The sequence below is a fragment of the Aeromonas hydrophila subsp. hydrophila ATCC 7966 genome (assembly GCF_000014805.1).
In the GTDB taxonomy this organism is placed as follows: domain Bacteria; phylum Pseudomonadota; class Gammaproteobacteria; order Enterobacterales; family Aeromonadaceae; genus Aeromonas; species Aeromonas hydrophila.
Genome location: NC_008570.1, coordinates 1,221,772 through 1,238,046, shown reverse-complemented (window position 1 = coordinate 1,238,046; position 16,275 = coordinate 1,221,772). Strand labels below are relative to the sequence as shown.

Annotated in this window: 17 protein-coding genes; 8 read left to right on the top strand and 9 right to left on the bottom strand. The window is 60.9% G+C overall.

Annotated features, from left to right (window positions below; all coding sequences use genetic code 11):
* Position 1 precedes the first annotated feature (1 nt).
* The 7 genes from nqrF to AHA_RS05725 form a co-directional block, all read right to left on the bottom strand.
* Entirely contained in the window at positions 2-1,225 is a 1,224-nt protein-coding gene (gene nqrF / locus AHA_RS05755) for an NADH:ubiquinone reductase (Na(+)-transporting) subunit F (RefSeq protein ID WP_011705064.1), read from the bottom strand.
* Positions 1,226-1,242: 17 nt separating this feature from the next.
* Positions 1,243-1,839: an NADH:ubiquinone reductase (Na(+)-transporting) subunit E gene (gene nqrE / locus AHA_RS05750; RefSeq protein WP_005303538.1), complete on the bottom strand. Its 597-nt coding sequence runs from the start codon at positions 1,837-1,839 to the stop codon at positions 1,243-1,245.
* Between the two features lie 3 nt (positions 1,840-1,842).
* Positions 1,843-2,475 (bottom strand): NADH:ubiquinone reductase (Na(+)-transporting) subunit D, encoded by a 633-nt coding sequence (locus tag AHA_RS05745; RefSeq protein ID WP_005303545.1) that lies wholly within the window; start codon positions 2,473-2,475, stop codon positions 1,843-1,845.
* Entirely contained in the window at positions 2,468-3,256 is a 789-nt protein-coding gene (locus AHA_RS05740; protein ID WP_011705063.1) for a Na(+)-translocating NADH-quinone reductase subunit C, read from the bottom strand. The genes AHA_RS05745 and AHA_RS05740 overlap by 8 nt, the downstream gene beginning before the upstream one ends.
* Positions 3,246-4,475 (bottom strand): NADH:ubiquinone reductase (Na(+)-transporting) subunit B, encoded by a 1,230-nt coding sequence (locus tag AHA_RS05735; RefSeq protein ID WP_011705062.1) that lies wholly within the window; start codon positions 4,473-4,475, stop codon positions 3,246-3,248. Before AHA_RS05735 ends, AHA_RS05740 begins: the two co-directional genes overlap by 11 nt.
* Positions 4,476-4,478: 3 nt before the next feature.
* Positions 4,479-5,822 carry a Na(+)-translocating NADH-quinone reductase subunit A gene (locus AHA_RS05730; RefSeq protein ID WP_011705061.1) on the bottom strand — a complete coding sequence of 448 codons (1,344 nt, stop codon included), beginning with the start codon at positions 5,820-5,822 and terminating at the stop codon, positions 4,479-4,481.
* A 441-nt stretch (positions 5,823-6,263) separates the two neighbouring features.
* Positions 6,264-6,572 carry a BolA family protein gene (locus tag AHA_RS05725; RefSeq protein ID WP_011705060.1) on the bottom strand — a complete coding sequence of 103 codons (309 nt, stop codon included), beginning with the start codon at positions 6,570-6,572 and terminating at the stop codon, positions 6,264-6,266.
* 206 nt (positions 6,573-6,778) lie between these two features.
* Here AHA_RS05725 and AHA_RS05720 point away from each other — a divergent pair, with 206 nt between their 5' ends.
* The 6 genes from AHA_RS05720 to AHA_RS05695 all read left to right on the top strand — a co-directional run bounded on the left by AHA_RS05720 (position 6,779) and on the right by AHA_RS05695 (position 11,994).
* Entirely contained in the window at positions 6,779-7,921 is a 1,143-nt protein-coding gene (locus tag AHA_RS05720; RefSeq protein ID WP_011705059.1) for a methyltransferase, read from the top strand.
* A 24-nt stretch (positions 7,922-7,945) separates the two neighbouring features.
* On the top strand, positions 7,946-8,518 hold the full coding sequence (locus tag AHA_RS05715; RefSeq protein WP_011705058.1) for a YajG family lipoprotein: 573 nt from the start codon (positions 7,946-7,948) through the stop codon (positions 8,516-8,518).
* Between the two features lie 15 nt (positions 8,519-8,533).
* Positions 8,534-9,085 carry a peptidylprolyl isomerase gene (locus AHA_RS05710; protein WP_005303575.1) on the top strand — a complete coding sequence of 184 codons (552 nt, stop codon included), beginning with the start codon at positions 8,534-8,536 and terminating at the stop codon, positions 9,083-9,085.
* A 115-nt stretch (positions 9,086-9,200) separates the two neighbouring features.
* Positions 9,201-9,530 carry a hypothetical protein gene (locus tag AHA_RS05705; protein WP_077392328.1) on the top strand — a complete coding sequence of 110 codons (330 nt, stop codon included), beginning with the start codon at positions 9,201-9,203 and terminating at the stop codon, positions 9,528-9,530.
* Positions 9,531-9,615: 85 nt separating this feature from the next.
* Positions 9,616-10,995, top strand: coding sequence for an AmpG family muropeptide MFS transporter (locus tag AHA_RS05700; RefSeq protein WP_011705057.1), 1,380 nt, complete (start codon positions 9,616-9,618; stop codon positions 10,993-10,995).
* A gap of 156 nt (positions 10,996-11,151) precedes the next feature.
* Entirely contained in the window at positions 11,152-11,994 is an 843-nt protein-coding gene (locus tag AHA_RS05695) for a nucleoside-specific channel-forming Tsx family protein (RefSeq protein WP_011705056.1), read from the top strand.
* A gap of 102 nt (positions 11,995-12,096) precedes the next feature.
* Here AHA_RS05695 and AHA_RS05690 read toward each other — a convergent pair whose 3' ends face one another.
* Positions 12,097-12,579 (bottom strand): YajQ family cyclic di-GMP-binding protein, encoded by a 483-nt coding sequence (locus AHA_RS05690; RefSeq protein ID WP_011705055.1) that lies wholly within the window; start codon positions 12,577-12,579, stop codon positions 12,097-12,099.
* Between the two features lie 357 nt (positions 12,580-12,936).
* Between AHA_RS05690 and AHA_RS05685 the strand changes: the two genes are divergently transcribed.
* Complete coding sequence (locus tag AHA_RS05685) at positions 12,937-13,884, top strand: ketopantoate reductase family protein (protein ID WP_011705054.1); 948 nt, start codon at positions 12,937-12,939, stop codon at positions 13,882-13,884.
* 33 nt (positions 13,885-13,917) lie between these two features.
* Positions 13,918-14,496 (top strand): DJ-1 family glyoxalase III, encoded by a 579-nt coding sequence (locus tag AHA_RS05680; protein WP_011705053.1) that lies wholly within the window; start codon positions 13,918-13,920, stop codon positions 14,494-14,496.
* A gap of 93 nt (positions 14,497-14,589) precedes the next feature.
* Here AHA_RS05680 and alsS read toward each other — a convergent pair whose 3' ends face one another.
* On the bottom strand, positions 14,590-16,260 hold the full coding sequence (gene alsS, locus AHA_RS05675) for an acetolactate synthase AlsS (protein WP_011705052.1): 1,671 nt from the start codon (positions 16,258-16,260) through the stop codon (positions 14,590-14,592).
* Between the last annotated feature and the right edge of the window lie 15 nt (positions 16,261-16,275).

Sequence of the window (16,275 nt, the reverse complement as noted above, 5' to 3'; positions counted from 1 at the left end):
ATTAACCACCAAAGTCATCCAGCAGGATGTTTTCGTCTTCAACACCAAGGTTTTTCAGCATGTTGATGACGGCAGCGTTCATCACGGGAGGCCCGCACATGTAGAACTCGCAATCTTCCGGCGCCTCGTGGTTCTTGAGATAGTTCTCGAACAACACGTTGTGGATGAAGCCGGTGTAGCCGTCCCAGTTGTCTTCCGGTTGCGGATCAGACAGGGCGACGTGCCACTGGAAGTTGTCGTTCTCGGCCTGCAGCATGTCGAAGTCTTCGACATAGAACATCTCGCGCTTGGAACGGGCACCGTACCAGAAGCTCATCTTGCGCTTGGTCTTCAGACGGCGCAGCTGATCGAAGATGTGGGAACGCATCGGCGCCATACCAGCACCACCACCGATGAACACCATCTCGGCATCGGTGTCCTTGGCGAAGAACTCGCCAAACGGACCAGAGATGGTCACCTTGTCGCCAGCCTTCAGGCTGAAGATGTAGGAGGACATCTGGCCGGGAGGGGCAGTCCAGTTGCTCGGCGGCGGGGTCGCGATCCGCACGTTCAGCATGATGATGCCGAACTCTTCCGGATAGTTGGCCATGGAGTAGGCACGGATGATCGGCTCGTTGACCTTGGACTCCAGCTCGAAGATCTTGAAGCGATCCCAGTCACCGCGATACTCCTCGGGAATATCGAAGTTCTTGTACTGCACGTGGTGAGCCGGCGCTTCGATCTGGATATAACCACCGGCGCGGAACGGTACGCTCTCGCCATCCGGGATCTGCAGCTTGAGCTCCTTGATGAAGGTGGCCTTGTTGTCATTGGAGATGACGGTACAGTCCCACTTCTTCACCCCGAAGATCTCTTCCGGCAGTTCGATGTCCATGTCGGAACGAACGGTGACCTGACAGGCCAGACGCTCGCCGTGACGGGCTTCGCCCTTGCTGATGTGATCCAGCTCGGTCGGCAGGATATCGCCGCCGCCGGATTTCACCCGTACCTTGCACTGACCACAGGAGCCGCCGCCGCCACAGGCGGAGGAGACGAAGATACCGCTGCCGGCCAGCACGCCGAGCAGCTTGCCACCCGCCGGGCTGGTGACAGCCTTGGCCGGGTCGCCGTTGATGCTGATTGTCACGTCACCGGCGGTCACCAGCTTGGACTTGGCGAACAGAATGACTGCCACCAAGGCCAGCAGGATCACGGTGAACATGACCACACCCAGAATAATTTCCATCTATATTTCCTTTCCGATTACAGGGAAATACCAGAGAAGGACATGAAGCCCAGCGCCATCAGACCCGCGGTGATGAAGGTGATGCCGAGGCCACGCAGGCCTTCTGGAACATCGGAATACTTCATCTTCTCGCGGATCCCCGCCATCGCGACGATGGCAAGCATCCAGCCGGCACCCGAACCCACGCCATAGACCACGGACTCAACGAAGTTGTAGTCACGCTGCACCATGAAGGAGACGCCACCGAAGATGGCGCAGTTCACGGTGATGAGCGGCAGGAAGATACCAAGCGCGTTGTAGAGAGCCGGGAAGTACTTGTCCAGCGCCATCTCCAGGATCTGCACCAGTGCCGCGATCACCCCGATGAAGGTGATGAAGCTCAGGAAGCTTAAGTCCAGGCCGGAAACCAGGGCACCGTCCTTGAGGACGTAGTTGTAGATCAGGTTGTTGGCCGGGACGGCCACGGTCTGAACCACGATAACGGCGATCCCCAGGCCCATGGCGGTCTTGACCTTCTTGGACACCGCCAGGAAGGTACACATCCCCAGGAAGAAGGAGAGCGCCAGGTTCTCGATGAAGATCGAGCGAATCAACAGACTGATATAGTGTTCCATACCTTAATCCTTCGCCTCCACCTGCTTGGGATCCTTGGTGCGTACGCCCCAGATGATCAGACCAATGATGAAGAACGCACTCGGCGGCAGCAGCAGCAGGCCGTTGGGCACATACCAGCCGCCATTGTTCACCAGCGGCAGCAGTTCGATGCCGAACCAGGTACCGGAGCCCAGGATCTCGCGCACGGTGGCCACGGTCAGCAGCACGGCGCCATAACCCAGGCCGTTGCCGATACCGTCCAGGAAGGAGGGCAGCGGGGCACTCTTCATGGCGTAGGCTTCGGCACGGCCCATCACGATACAGTTGGTGATGATGAGGCCGACGAACACCGACAGCTGCTTGGAGATGTCGTAGGCATACGCCTTGAGCACCTGGTCAACAACGATAACCAGCGAGGCAATCACCGCCATCTGGGCGATGATCCGCACGCTGTTCGGGATCTGGTTGCGGATCAGGGAGATGAACAGGTTGGAGAAGGCGGTGACCGCGGTAACGGCCAGCGTCATCACGAACGCCGTCTTCATCTGGCTGGTAACGGCCAGCGCGGAACAGACCCCCAGCACCTGCAGTGCGATGGGGTTGTTGCCGAGCACAGGCGTCAACAGCAACTTTTTCATTTCGCTCTTGTCAGCCATTGTTGATTTCTCCTGCACGAACCTTGGCCAGGAAAGGACCGAAGCCCTTGGGACCCATCCAGAAGTCGAAGGTATGCTGTACGCCGTTACCGGTCAGGGTCGCGCCGGACAGGCCGTCGATCTCATGCTCGGAACCAGCCGGAGCATGACCCTTGATCACCCGCAGTGCCGGCATGCCATCCTGATCGAACAGCTTCTTGCCGACGAACAGCTCGCGCCAGGCCGGATTTTCGATCTCGCCGCCCAGACCCGGGGTTTCACCGTGGTCATAGTAGGTGATGCCCTTGATGGTCTGGCCGTCAGCCGCGACCGCCACGAAGGCGTACATGGTGGACCACAGCCCCTGGCCGTAGATCGGCAGGATGATGTTGTCGACCTTGCCCTCGGCATCTTTCGCGAAGAACACCGGGATCAGTTTGGAGATTTGACGCAGGCCGGCCTTGTCGTCGGCCGGGGCCAGACGAATGCTCTTGGCCGGGTCTTTTGCCGCCAGCTTGGTATCGAAGTTGTCGGCATCGCCGTCAACGAACTCACCGGTAGTCAAATCGACCAGACGCGCTTCAATCTTGTCACCGTACAGCTGGGCCAGATCGCGCTTGGCCACGCTGCTGATGTCGACACCGGCGACGGACAGAATGTTGCTTTGCTTGTCCAGCGCCCGGTTTTCCAGCTGGGCCGGACGCAGTCCCACGGCAGCCACGGAGACCACGATGGAGCAGACCAGGCACAGACCGGTCACTATGGTGAGGGTGCCGACAGTAGAGTCTTTATTAAACGCCACGAGCGATCCTCCGCTTGATGTTCGCCTGCGCCACGAAATGGTCAAACAAGGGGGCAAACAGGTTGGCAAACAGAATGGCCAGCATCATGCCTTCCGGGAAGGCGGGGTTCACCACCCGGATCAGCACCACCATCACCCCGATCAGGGCGCCATACCACCACTTGCCCTTGTTGGTGAAGGCAGCGGAGACCGGATCGGTCGCCATGAAGGCCATACCAAAGGCGAAGCCGCCCAGCACCAGATGCCAGTGCCACGGCATGTTGAACATGGGGTTGGTATCGGAACCGATGACGTTGAACAGCAGGGAGGTCGCAACCATGCCGATCATCACACCGGCGATGATGCGCCAGGAGGCGATCCGCATGTAGACGATCATGGCCGCACCGATGAGGATCATCAGAGTGGAGACTTCACCGATGGAACCGGGCAGGTTGCCAAGGAAGGCGTCCATCCAGCTGATGGTCTGGCCGGTGGCACCGTTGATCAGCGCCATCTGGCCGCCCTGGGCCCACTGGCTCAGCGCGGTGGCACCCGAGTAGCCGTCGACGGCAACCCAGACTGCATCACCGGAGATCTGGCCCGGATAGGCGAAGAACAGGAAGGCACGACCCGCCAGCGCCGGGTTCAGGAAGTTCTTGCCGGTACCACCGAACACTTCCTTGGCCAGCACCACACCGAAGGTGATACCCAGGGCAGCTTGCCACAGGGGCAGCTCGGGCGGCACGATCAGCGCGAACAGGATGGAGGTCACGAAGAAGCCTTCGTTGATCTCGTGCTTGCGCACCATGGCGAACAGCACTTCCCAGAAGCCACCGACCAGGAACACGGTCAGGTAGATGGGCAGGAAGTGGGCAGCACCGATCAGCATCTTGCTGCCGATGCCGGCGACGGCCGGATCCAGCGAAGCACCCAGCAGGGTGGCGATGGTGTATTGCCAGGTGTCGGCACCGGCAGCCGTGCCCAGATGGGCGATGGCGGCGATGGATTGGTTGCCGACGTTGTACATGCCCCAGAACATGGCCGGGAACACGGCCAGCCACACCATGATCATCATGCGCTTCAGATCGATCGCATCACGGACGTGGGCGGCATTGCGGGTCACGGACCCGGGGGTATAAAACAGGGTGTACGCCGCTTCGAACAGGGCATAGTACTTGGCGTACTTGCCACCCGGCTCGAAGTGATGTTCCATATTTTCAAGAAGTTGCTTGAAACTCATCGCTTAACCTTCCAGTTCGATCTTGGTCAGGCACTCACGCAAGACTGGGCCGTACTCGGTCTTGCCGGGGCAGACGAAGGTACAGAGCGCCAGATCTTCCTCATCCAGTTCCAGACAGCCGAGTGCTTGCGCATTGTCGGTGTCGCCGGAGACCAGATCCCGCAGCAGCAGGGTCGGCAGGATGTCGAGCGGCATCACGCGCTCATAGTTGCCGATAGGCACCATGGAGCGATCACTACCGTTGGTGGTGGTAGTGAAGTTGATGAGTTTGCCCTTCATCAGGTGAGAGAGGGTGGTACGGGTGATGGAGAACTTGCTGGCGCTGGGATTGACCCAACCCAGGAACTCTTTCTCGCGACCTTCACCCAGTACGCTGACCTGATTGTGGTAGCGACCCAGGTAGTCATGTACCCCTTCGGCCTTGGCACCGCTCAGCAGGGAACCGGAGATGATGCGATTCTCGTCCGCACGCAGTTCGTTGTTGGTCAGCTGGCTGATGCAGGCGCCCATGCGGGTACGCAGCAGACGCGGTTTGACCACGTTCGGGCCGGCCAGCGCGATCACCTTGTCGGTAAAGATCTGACCGGTGGTGAACAGCTTGCCGTAGGCGATCACATCCTGATAGTTGATGTGCCACTGCACCTTCTTGGCACCGACCGGGTCCAGGAAGTGGATGTGGGTACCGGGCAGACCGGCAGGGTGCGGGCCGACAAACACCTCTTCCTTGACTTGCGCCAGGGAAGCGTGCGGCAGGCTGGCCTCGCCCTTGCAGACGTAGACGGTGCCATCGGTCAGACGAGTCAGCACGGCCAGACCGTCGAGGAAAGCCTGGGCCTGTTCCTTGATGATCAGCTCCGCACTGGCAGCCAGCGGGTTGGTGTCCATGGCGGTGACGAAGATGGCGCGAGGGGTGGAACCCACGGCCGGCACCTTGCTGAACGGGCGGGTACGCAACGCGGTCCATTGGCCGGACGCGACCAGGATCTCTTGCACCTTGCTGCGCTCGAGCTTGGCCAGCTCGGCAGACGCAAAGTGCTCAAAGGTCACCTGCTCGTCGGACCCATCGATATCGATGACAACGGATTGCAGAATGCGCTTGGCACCCCGGTTGATCTCTGAAACCACACCGGTGGCGGGGGCCGTGAATTTAACGCCGGGATTCTTCTTATCTTCGAAGAGCTCCTGACCTTTAATGACGCGATCACCTACTTTGACAAACATAGTAGGACGCATCCCCACGAACTCTTCGCCGAGTGTAGCAACACGGGTGATGGCCGGGCCATCGTAGATTACTTGCTCCGGAGCACCCAGCACGGGGATGTCCAGTCCTCTTTTAATTGTAATCATACTCACTTGCACTACCGTTAAGGGAAGACAGGTTGGTTAGCGCCGAGAAATACATCACGACGAGTTGTTGAATGAGCCCGTTGATGTTGCGGGATGATGTCGAAGAAATAAACAAATCAGCAACATACAGGGTCATTCAAAAGCGCCTGAGTTTACCACTTATGGCGAGTTGCCTGCCATGCAAAATGGGGAAAATCCCCGCTCTATCACAAAATCATCGAAATTTAATCACGCGGCTTTTTTTCACGAAACCTCAGGCGCGGCTTCGAGTTAGCCATTATTACCCAAAAATAGGTAATGGTTTTTATGTTCAAAAAAGGATTAGAAATCTTGATATCAGGGCGGGAGGTTGGCGTCCCGTTCCACAGCCCGGGACGCCACCTGAAAACGTTTATGAATTGTTAACTAGTCGCAGATTGAGTAATCAATTCGTCAATAGCCTTAGGAGAGGCCGTTTTTGCTGACGCAGCTGGGGGTGGTCGGTGCCTGCTCCCGCTGTTGCCACTCCTGCTCGGTATAGGTATGCAGCGCCAATGCATGAATGGCCCCCGCCAACTCTTCGGCCAGCACCCCGTTGACCTGGCGATGACGACCCAGCAGCCGCTGTCCTTCGAACGCCTGGCTCACCACCACCACCTTGAAGTGGCTCTCGGAGCCCGGCGCCACCCGGTGCATGTAGCTTTCGTTGATCACTTCCAGATGGCTGGGGGACAAGGCGGCGGCCAGCTTGGCCTCGATCTGTTGTTGCATGGTCACGAGCAAAACTCCCAAAGTGGATGTCCGGCCATTGTAGCCAGGGTTGGCCGGATGACGAAATCACCCAGAACGGGAAAATGGCACGCTTTTCCCCCGCTGCCGTGACGGCCGGGACTGGTGAAATTCTCCGCCCCCGCTAGAATAGCGCCACTTTGCGCCCCGTCGGCGCCCGTTACATGAATCAGCTGGACACTTCGCCTATGCAAACCCTTCTCGACACGGCCCATTGTCGCCTGACCCTGTATCGCTATCCACGCCAGCTCCAGGATCCGTTGCAGGCCTGGGACGCCGCAGACGAGTACCTGATCAACACCCTGGCCGAGGAGCCCCTCGAGCGCGACGGCCCGGTCATCATCATGAACGACGGCTTCGGCGCGCTGGCCGCCTACCTGCACGGCCACGCTCCCGTCAGCGTGACCGACTCCCATATCAGCGAGCAGGCCACCCTGGCCAACCTCGCGGAGAACGGCCTGGATCCCCATGCCATCCGCCTGCAGGATGCACTGGCCTCCCTGCCCGATGCCCCCGCACTGGTGGTGATCAAGGTATCCAAATATCAGGCGCTGCTGGAGCAGCAACTGCTGGCCCTGCGCCAGGTGGCCACCCCCGCCACCCGCGTCATCGCCGCCGGCAAGGCCAAAGACATCCACAGCTCCACTCTGGCGCTGTTTGAAAAATACCTGGGGCCGACCCGCACCTCGCTGGCCTGGAAGAAGGCCCGCCTCATTCACTGCACCCCGGTCGCTACACCAACCGAACGGCCCGCGCTGGCCAATCCCTTTCCCACGGTCTGGCCGCTGGAGGGCACCGACATGCTCATCCACAACCACGCCAACGTGTTTTCACGCACCAGCCTGGATATCGGCGCCCGCTTCATGCTGGATAACCTGCCGATCCACAGCGCCCGCAAGGTTATCGATCTGGGTTGCGGCAACGGCGTGCTGGGGCTCTCCCTGCTGGCACGAGACGCCGAGGTGGAGGTGACCTTCATCGACGAGTCCCACATGGCGGTCGCCTCGGCCCGGCTCAACGTCGAACACAACCTGCCGGCTGCCCTGCCCCGCACCCACTTCCTGGTCAACAACTGTCTCGACGGCGTGGCGGTCGGCTCGGTGGACCGGATCCTCTGCAACCCGCCGTTCCACCAGTTGCAGGCGATCACCGACCATATCGCCTGGCAGATGTTCAGCGATGCCCATCGGGTGTTGCCCAAGGGCGGCGAACTCTGGATAGTAGGCAACCGTCACCTGGATTATCACAACAAGCTCAAGCGCCTGTTTGCCAACGCACAAGTCGTTGCGTCGAACAGCAAATTCGTTATTTTGAAAGCCATCAAACGCTAAACAGAAAGCTAAAGGAAACCCATGATGAAAAAGTCACTCTTGCTGCTGGCCGCCCTGATGCTGGGTGGTTGTGCGACTCACTGGCCGGAGACCGCCCTGCTCAACCCGCAGGTGATCCCCTCCAATCAGCAGTACTACTCCGGCAACCGCATCACCCTGGAAGGGGTGGACAAGCGTGAAGCCGCCTACGTCTTCTCCATCAAGAAGAAAGAGAAGGCTGCCGTGCTGGTCAACAGCGAACAGCCGCTCAACAACCTGCTGGCCGAAAAGCTGGCGGAAGGGCTGCGCAGCCAGGGGCTGGAAGTGGGCAACAGCGGTACCACCAACCTGACCCTGGCCATCTCCAGCGCTGCGGTCACGGTGGAAGAGAAGACCTTCACCTATGTCACCAAGTCCCGCGTCAGCCTGCAGGTGATCGCCGATTTCCAGGGCAGCAAGCTGACCAAGCAGTTCAACATGTCCTCCAGCAAGGAAGGCCCGGGTGAGCCGAGCATGGCCGAGCTGGAGTCCATCCTGAACCAGCAGCTGGGCAGCCTGCTGCAGCAGATCATGGCGGACAACGCCCTGCGCGGTTATCTCAAGGGTCAGCCGAGCTGAGCGAGGAGCGGATAGATGAAAAAACTCTGGTTACTGGCCATGCTGATCGCCCCGCTGGCGTTCGCCGGCCCCAAGGTCAGGATGGAGACCAACCACGGCAATATCGTGGTGGAACTGGCGTCCAAACAGGCGCCGCAGACGGTGAAGAACTTCCTGCGCTACGTGGCGGATGGCAGCTATGACGGCAGCATCTTCCACCGGGTGATCCAGGACTTCGTGGTGCAGGGGGGTGGTTACAACCAGCAGTTCCAGCAACTGCCGACCTTCGATCCCGTGGTCAACGAATCCAAGGGCGGCCTGCCCAACAAGCGCGGCAGCATCGCCATGGCCCGCACCCAGGCGGTCGACAGTGCCACTCGCCAGTTCTACTTCAACCTGGTCGACAACAACAACCTCAACGCCAATGCCGGCGCCGGTTATACCGTGTTCGGCCAGGTGGTGCAGGGCATGGAGGTGCTGGACAAGCTGGCCCAGGTGCAGACCGGTTACAGCCCGATCCTGCGTGCCAACGACGTTCCCACCAGCCCCATCATCCTCAAGAAAGTGGTGCTGCTGGCAGACAAATAACGCGGAGCGGATCACATTCCGCCACCCCGCGCGCTGGGTCGCCGGCGCCCCTTTCTATACTCTGGCCTTGCCCCGCTGTTCGGGGCTAGGCCCACAAGAGGAGAAGGAGGTTCCGGTGACCTGCAATGATTACATCGCCCAGCACGCCATCCCGCTGGCCCAGACGGTTCGTCACTTTCTGGCACGAGAGATCCCCTATCAACAGCTGGAAGATCTGAGCTGGCAGCTGTTGTCCCACTGGCAGGATCTGCCCCAGGTTCCCGCCGACAAGCACCCGGCCTCCGAGCAGGAAGGCGTATTCTGGCACCTGCTGCACAGCCTGCATCAATGGGATGAACAGCAGATCATCGCCGATGCCTGGCTGCGCCTGCAGCTGATGGAGTGCGCCAATTACCTGACCACGGACGGGCCGCTGCCGCGCCACTGCATCGGCCTGCGCCCCTGAATCGCGCAACGCCACCCCCGGCTTGCCTTGGCTATCCCTCTCGAACCTGACAAAATGGCGCAATTTTCCCAGAGGAGTCAGGTATTTGAACACTGTCCGTACACCGAGCTGGCGAGACTCGCTCGCCGTCTACCTTGAGACTCGGGTTCTCATCCTGTTTGCCATGGGATTCTCTTCCGGCCTGCCGCTGCTGCTGGTGTTCGGCACCCTGTCGTTCTGGCTGCGCGAAGCGGATGTCAGCCTGACCGACATCGGCTACATGAGCTGGGTGGCGCTGGCCTACGGCTTCAAGTGGCTGTGGTCACCGCTGGTGGATCGGCTGCCGCTCCCGCTGCTCTCTCGCTGGCTGGGCCGGCGCCGCAGCTGGATGCTGTTCTCCCAGCTGCTGATCGCCGCTTCACTGGTGGGCATGGCCTTCTGCGATCCCAAGACCCAGCTCGCCCAGCTGGCCCTGTTCGCCCTGCTGGTAGCGTTTGCCTCCGCCACCCAGGACATCGTCATCGACGCCTATCGCATCGAGTCGGCCCCCGAGCGGCTGCAGGCGGCCATGGCGGCTTCCTACATGACCGGTTACCGGCTGGCGATGATCATGGCCGGCGCCGGCGCACTGGCGCTGGCGGCCTGGCTCGGCAGCAACAGCGGTTATGACTACAACGGCTGGCGACTCACCTATCTGCTGATGGCGGGACTGATGTCCCTCGGCGTCATCACCACCCTCTGTTGTCATGAACCGGTGATCGACCTTGCCAACCAGAATGAGCAGCAGGCGGCCCACAAAGCCTTGTTGCTTGCTCGTGGCTGGCCCGCTTCGCTGGCCGGGCTCGGCGCCTGGAGCCACGAAGCCATCTGGTGCCCGTTTGCCGACTTCTTCCGCCGTTACGGCGGCTCGGCCCTGCTGATCCTCGGACTCATCGCCTGTTATCGCATCTCGGACGTGGTGATGGGGGTGATGTCCAACAGCTTCTACGTGGACATGCAGTTCAGCAAGACCGAGGTGGCCACCATCACCAAGGTATACGGGGTCATCATGACCCTGGTGGGGGCCGCATTGGGTGGTGTGCTGGTGATGCGCTTTGGCACCCTGCGCATTTTGTTCCTCGGCGCCCTGCTCACCGCCAGCACGAATCTGCTGTTCGCCCTGCTCAACGAGGTGGGCCACAACCTCGAGCTGCTGACCCTGATCATCTCGCTGGACAACCTCAGTGCCGGCATCGCCACGGCCGCCTTCGTGACCTATCTGTCGAGCCTGACCAATGTGGCCTTCTCCGCCACCCAGTACGCCCTGTTCAGCTCGGTCATGCTGCTGCTGCCCAAGCTGCTGGCGGGTTTCTCCGGCCGTTTTGTCGAACAGTTCGGTTACAGCAGCTTCTTCATCAGCACCAGCCTGCTCGGTATTCCGGTGCTGATCCTGATCGTGCTGGTTGCCAAACGAGGAAGATCCTTGCTCTCGCAATCGGATAAATAGCAAGCGTTTGCGTAAAATTGGGGGTGATTAGATTCACACTTCCGAATAAAGTTCCCCGGTGCTGGTTTCTCCGATGAATTTATTTGGCTAGAATCCCTTCCGCTCCTTGTGGGCAGGCTACGGAAAACCTCAACTAACGCACAAGAGACCAATAAAATGGCCAAATTTACCAAGACTCTGATCGCTGCCGGTCTGCTGGCTGCCGCCGCTACCCCGGCCTTCGCTGCTGACTACAGCGGTGACATCCACAAGAATGACTACAAGTGGATGCAGTTCAACGTCATGCACACCATCGACCAACGTCCTTTCACCACCGGTGCTGAAGATTACAACGACACCTACTTCGAAATGGAATTCGGTGGTCGCTCCGGCCTGTTTGACCTGTACGGTTACGTCGACGTCTTCGATATCTTCGACTCCCGTCACAGCGACAAGCACAAGGGTCAGAACCTGTTCATGAAGTTTGCGCCGCGTATGTCTCTGGATGCGCTGACTGGTAAAGATCTCTCCTTTGGTCCGGTGCAAGAGGTCTACATCGCCTCTCTGAACAACATCGGCGACAACCAGATGGAGAACATGATCGGTCTGGGTGCTGATGTACAAGTGCCTTGGTTCGGCAAAGTGGGCATGAACCTGTATGCTCGTCACGCCACCGAAAACCAGTTCTTCACCGAAGAAGAGGGTGAGTGGAACGGTTACTGGTTCGCCATGAACTGGTTCAAACCTTTCTACACCTTCAGCAACGGCAGCTTCGTCTCCTACCAGGGCTACCTGGACTACGCCTTCGATCTGGACACCCACAACCGTGCTGACCGTACCAGCGACAACCTGGCTACCTTCCACGGTATCTACTGGCACTCCGATCGCTACGCCGTCGGTTACGGCCTGAAGTACTTCATGGATGCCTACGGCACCAAAGATGGCTCCACTGCCTACGACGGTACCCCGTGGAAGAGCTCTGGCTTCAGCCACTACTTCTCCGTTACCTACAAGTTCTAATCGAACGGGTATCAGGGATACAAAAAACCGGAGCTGCTGCTCCGGTTTTTTTATGGCTTGCTGCCGGCAACAGGGGAGAGCCGTGCCCTCCCCCGGCCATCATCAGTCGCGGAAATTCTGGAACTGCATCGGCTGACCCAGCTCGGCGCCGCGCACCAGAGCCATGGTCTCCTGCAGGTCGTCACGCTTCTTGCCGGTGACGCGCACTTCGTCGCCCTGAATGGCGGCCTGCACCTTGATCTTGGAATCCTTGATCAGCTTCACCAGCTTCTTGGCGACTTCCTTGTCGATCCCCTGCTTGAACTTCACGGTCAGGTGGAAGCGCTTGCCGGAGTGAACGCTGTCACCCACGTCCATGGAACTGTTCTCGATGTTGCGCTTGAGCAGGGCAGCGCGCAGGATCTCGACCATCTGCTTGAGCTGGAAATCGGCATCGGCCTCCAGCTTGACCTCTTCCTTGTTCAATTCGAAGCTGGCTTCGACACCACGAAAATCGAAACGGGTCGCCAGTTCACGATTGGCGTTGTCGACGGCGTTCAACACCTCGTTCATTTTGACTTCAGAGACAATATCGAATGACGGCATAGTGGGCTCCTCATGTTGCGCTATAAGGGGGCAAATCTACCAGAATTACGGCAAATTTGCTGATTTCGATGGGGCTGCTCTGCTAGAATCCCCTGCGCACAGGAATGGCGAGACCCGTTAGAACCTGTTCAGGATCTGCCGCGAGAGGTCGTTCACAAGGTAAAGTGCTGCGCAGGAGCCGCCGTGTATATGAATACACCAGCTGCCGGTTTCCTATAAGCAAGTCTCATACAAGCCTTGATCACGACCTCGCAGCAAGATCATGAACTCGTTTCTGGTGTCCGCCAGGCGACATCTTCACTTATCCCCGGCAGGCGGTTGACTGGAATGCAGCCCCTACCTTGATTGAGTCTCTCCATGCCAAGCGGATCACGCGATTACAACCTGACACAAAGTCGACACACCTCCTCCCCCCAATGGACACTGCTGGGCTGCGGCGCCCTGGGCGGCGTCTTCGCCTCCCTGTTGACTCAAAGCGGCCAGGCCACTCGCGTCTTGCTGCGCGAGCGCCACCGCTCCACCCTGCACCCGGGCATCGACTTTACCTCGCTGGAGGGCCACACCCAGCTCATCAACATCGAACGCGGTTTCATCAGCCAGCCCGGCCAGATCAAACGGCTGCTGGTGATGACCAAAGCCGGCCAGGTCATCGAGGCGCTGACGCCGCTGGTGGGCCAGCTGGCGACCGACGTGCCCATCGTGCTGCTGCACAACGGCATGGGGATCGCCGAGCAGGTAGTCACCCTGTTCCCGCACAATCCGATCATCGCTGGCGTCACCAGCCACGGCGCCATGCAGAGCGGCCACTTCGTGTTCCGCCACACCGGCAAGGGCGAAACCTGGCTCGGCCCGGTCAACGAGGCGGCCAGAGCCCACGCCGCCCTGGCTGACGATCTGGCGGCCGCCCTCGGCCAGGCCGGCTGGGATGAACAGATCCAGGCGCGCCAGTGGCAGAAGCTGGCGGTCAACTGCGCCATCAACCCGCTCACCGCGCTCTACAAGCTCAAGAATGGCGAGCTGGCCGGTCCGCGCTTTGCCGATGCCCTGCAGCAGATCTGCGTGGAAGTGGCCGACGTGATGCAGGCCGAAGGCCAGCCCACCGGCAGCGACGAACTGCTGCGCCGGGTCATGACGGTGGTGGAGCTCACCGCCGACAATTACTCTTCCATGTATCAGGACATGGAGCAGGGGCGCGAGACCGAGATCGAGGCCATCACCGGCTTCCTGCTGGCCCGGGCTGCCAGCCACGGCATCGCGGTGCCGGTCAATCAGGGTCTCTATCAGGCCATCAAAGAGAAGCAGTGAGCCCGGCGGGCTCGCCAACGCAAGGAGCAAAGGATGAGCGTTCTGGTACTGGTGGCCCCCGGGTCGGAAGAGATCGAGACGGTCGCCATCGTCGATACCCTGGTGCGCGGGGCCATCGAGGTGGTGCTCGCCTCCTGCTGTCCGGCCGGGCAGCGCCAGATCCGCGCCTCCCGCGGGGTGCAGCTGGTGGCGGATTGCCACCTCGACGAGCTGGCGGATCAGGAGTTCGAGGCCATCGTCGTGCCGGGCGGCCTGCCCGGCAGCGAGGTTATCCGCGATACGCCGCGCGCCATCGCCCTGCTCAAGGCGCAGGCGGCAGCGCAGCGCTGGCGGGCAGCCATCTGCGCCGCCCCCGCCGTGGTGCTGCAGCACCACGATCTGCTGGGGGATGCCAGCGCCACCTGCCATCCCGCTTTTCAGGCACAGCTGCCTGCGGCGCAGCTCAGCACGGCGCGGGTGGTGACCGATCAGGCCCATCGCCTGATCACCAGCCAGGGGCCGGGCACCGCCATCGAGTTTGCCCTCGAGCTGGTACGGGTGCTGCGCGGTGACGAAGCCGCCCGTACGGTGGCCGGCCCCATGGTGTTGCCCCCTCGCTCATGCCCTGAGTGACTCTTCCTTTCGCAATAACAGAGCGCCCCTTGCCGATTGGCAAGGGGCGCTCTGCGTTGGGCGGACCGCTTCGCAGCCCGCCTCAGATCCGGCTCAACTGAGCATTTCGGGCCTGAGCTGCTCCATCAGCAGGTGGTTGTCGCTGTAGTCCACCGGGATGGCCACCACCGCCGGCCCGCTCACCGCCATGGCGGCACGCAGCGTCGCCCGCAAATCCTCGGCGCAGGTGACGGCAAACCCGGCTGCCCCGAACGACTCGGCATAGGCTCTGAAGTTGATAGGGCCGAAACTCACCCCGGAGCTGCGGCAGTACTTTTTCTCCTCCTGCATCGCCACCATGTTGTAGCCGTTATCGACCCAGATGATGTGCACTATGTTGGACTTGAGCCGCACCGCGGTCTCCAGCTCCATGCTCGACTGCATGAAGCTGCCGTCGCCAGACACTGAGATGATCTTCTCACCCGGCCGCACCATGGCGGCCCCGATGGCCCAGGGTAGCGCCACCCCCATGGTCTGCTGGCCGTTGGAGATGAGTACCTGGCGGGCCCGGAAGCTGTAGAGATAGCGGGCAATCCAGATGTGGAAGCTGCCCATGTCCACGCACAGGGTCATGTCCTGCCCGATGATGTCCTGCAGCTCCTTGACGATGCGCAGCGGATGGATGGGGGTGCCCCCCAGCCGGCCGGCATGTTCGGCGAGCTGATGGCGCTGGGCGCGGATCTCGCCGAGCAGCGCGGTAATGGCCGGATCCCGCGCCAGCGGCTGGTGCAGCATCCGGGTCAGCCGCGCCAGGTTGGCGCTGATGGAGCCCACCAGCTCCACCGCCGGGCAGTAGCTGCTGTCGATCTCCGCCGGCAGCGCATCGATGTGCAGCAGCTGGCGCTCGCCGGTGCCGTTCCACAGCACGGGATCGTATTCGATGGGGCTGTAACCAATGCAGACCACCAGATCCGCATCCTGCAGCAGCTTGTCCCCCGGCTGGTTGTTGAACAGCCCCACCCGCCCGGCAAAGTCGTCGAAATGGTGGGTATCCACCACCCCGGCCGCCTGATAGGTACCGGTCACCGGTAACCGGCTCTTGTCGAGGAAGGCACGCACCGCGAGAGAGTTCTCCGGCCGGCTGGCCAGCAGGCCGAGCAGCACCACCGGCTTGCGGGCCTGCGCCAGCAGGCTCAGCGCCCGATCGATGCCACGCTCGTCGGCCGCTCCCGGCTCGGGGATAGCGCTCGGCACCAGAATGGCGCCATCGGCCGGCTCGTTGATGATGTCCATCGGCAGGCTGACGAAGGCCGCCCCGGGCCGCCCCAGCTCGGCGCTGCGAAAGGCGTTGGCCATCACCTCGGAGAGGGCGGAGCCGGTGCCCACCTGGGCACTGAACTTGGTGACCGGCCGGCACAGGCTGACGGTATCCAGGCTCTGGTGAGTGAGCTTGAGGCCGTCAGCTCGCCGCACGGCACCGCCCAGCGCCACCATGGCATCCCCTTCCGAGGTGGCGGTGGCAAGACCGGTGATGAGGTTGGCGCAGCCCGGCCCCGAGGTCACCAGCGCCACCCCGGCCTTGCCGGTCAGCCGGCCGACCGCGGCGGCCATGAAGGCGGCATTCGCCTCGTGACGCACCACTATGGTCTCGATGGGGGAGTCCTCCAGCGCATCGAATACCCTGTCGATCTTGGCCCCGGGAATGCCGAATACCTGCTTGACCCCTTGCGCCTCCAGATGGCGCACCACCAGTTCGGCCCCACAGGCCCAGTGTTGATTTTCCATGATGTCACTCCTTGT

Coding starts and splice junctions, on each gene's coding strand:
- nqrF (WP_011705064.1), bottom strand. CDS start 1,225: ATGGAAATTATTCTGGGTGTGGTCATGTTCACCGTGATCCTGCTGGCC.
- nqrE (WP_005303538.1), bottom strand. CDS start 1,839: ATGGAACACTATATCAGTCTGTTGATTCGCTCGATCTTCATCGAGAAC.
- AHA_RS05745 (WP_005303545.1), bottom strand. CDS start 2,475: ATGGCTGACAAGAGCGAAATGAAAAAGTTGCTGTTGACGCCTGTGCTC.
- AHA_RS05735 (WP_011705062.1), bottom strand. CDS start 4,475: ATGAGTTTCAAGCAACTTCTTGAAAATATGGAACATCACTTCGAGCCG.
- AHA_RS05730 (WP_011705061.1), bottom strand. CDS start 5,822: ATGATTACAATTAAAAGAGGACTGGACATCCCCGTGCTGGGTGCTCCG.
- AHA_RS05725 (WP_011705060.1), bottom strand. CDS start 6,572: ATGCAACAACAGATCGAGGCCAAGCTGGCCGCCGCCTTGTCCCCCAGC.
- AHA_RS05720 (WP_011705059.1), top strand. CDS start 6,779: ATGCAAACCCTTCTCGACACGGCCCATTGTCGCCTGACCCTGTATCGC.
- AHA_RS05715 (WP_011705058.1), top strand. CDS start 7,946: ATGAAAAAGTCACTCTTGCTGCTGGCCGCCCTGATGCTGGGTGGTTGT.
- AHA_RS05710 (WP_005303575.1), top strand. CDS start 8,534: ATGAAAAAACTCTGGTTACTGGCCATGCTGATCGCCCCGCTGGCGTTC.
- AHA_RS05695 (WP_011705056.1), top strand. CDS start 11,152: ATGGCCAAATTTACCAAGACTCTGATCGCTGCCGGTCTGCTGGCTGCC.
- AHA_RS05690 (WP_011705055.1), bottom strand. CDS start 12,579: ATGCCGTCATTCGATATTGTCTCTGAAGTCAAAATGAACGAGGTGTTG.
- AHA_RS05685 (WP_011705054.1), top strand. CDS start 12,937: ATGCCAAGCGGATCACGCGATTACAACCTGACACAAAGTCGACACACC.
- AHA_RS05680 (WP_011705053.1), top strand. CDS start 13,918: ATGAGCGTTCTGGTACTGGTGGCCCCCGGGTCGGAAGAGATCGAGACG.
- alsS (WP_011705052.1), bottom strand. CDS start 16,260: ATGGAAAATCAACACTGGGCCTGTGGGGCCGAACTGGTGGTGCGCCAT.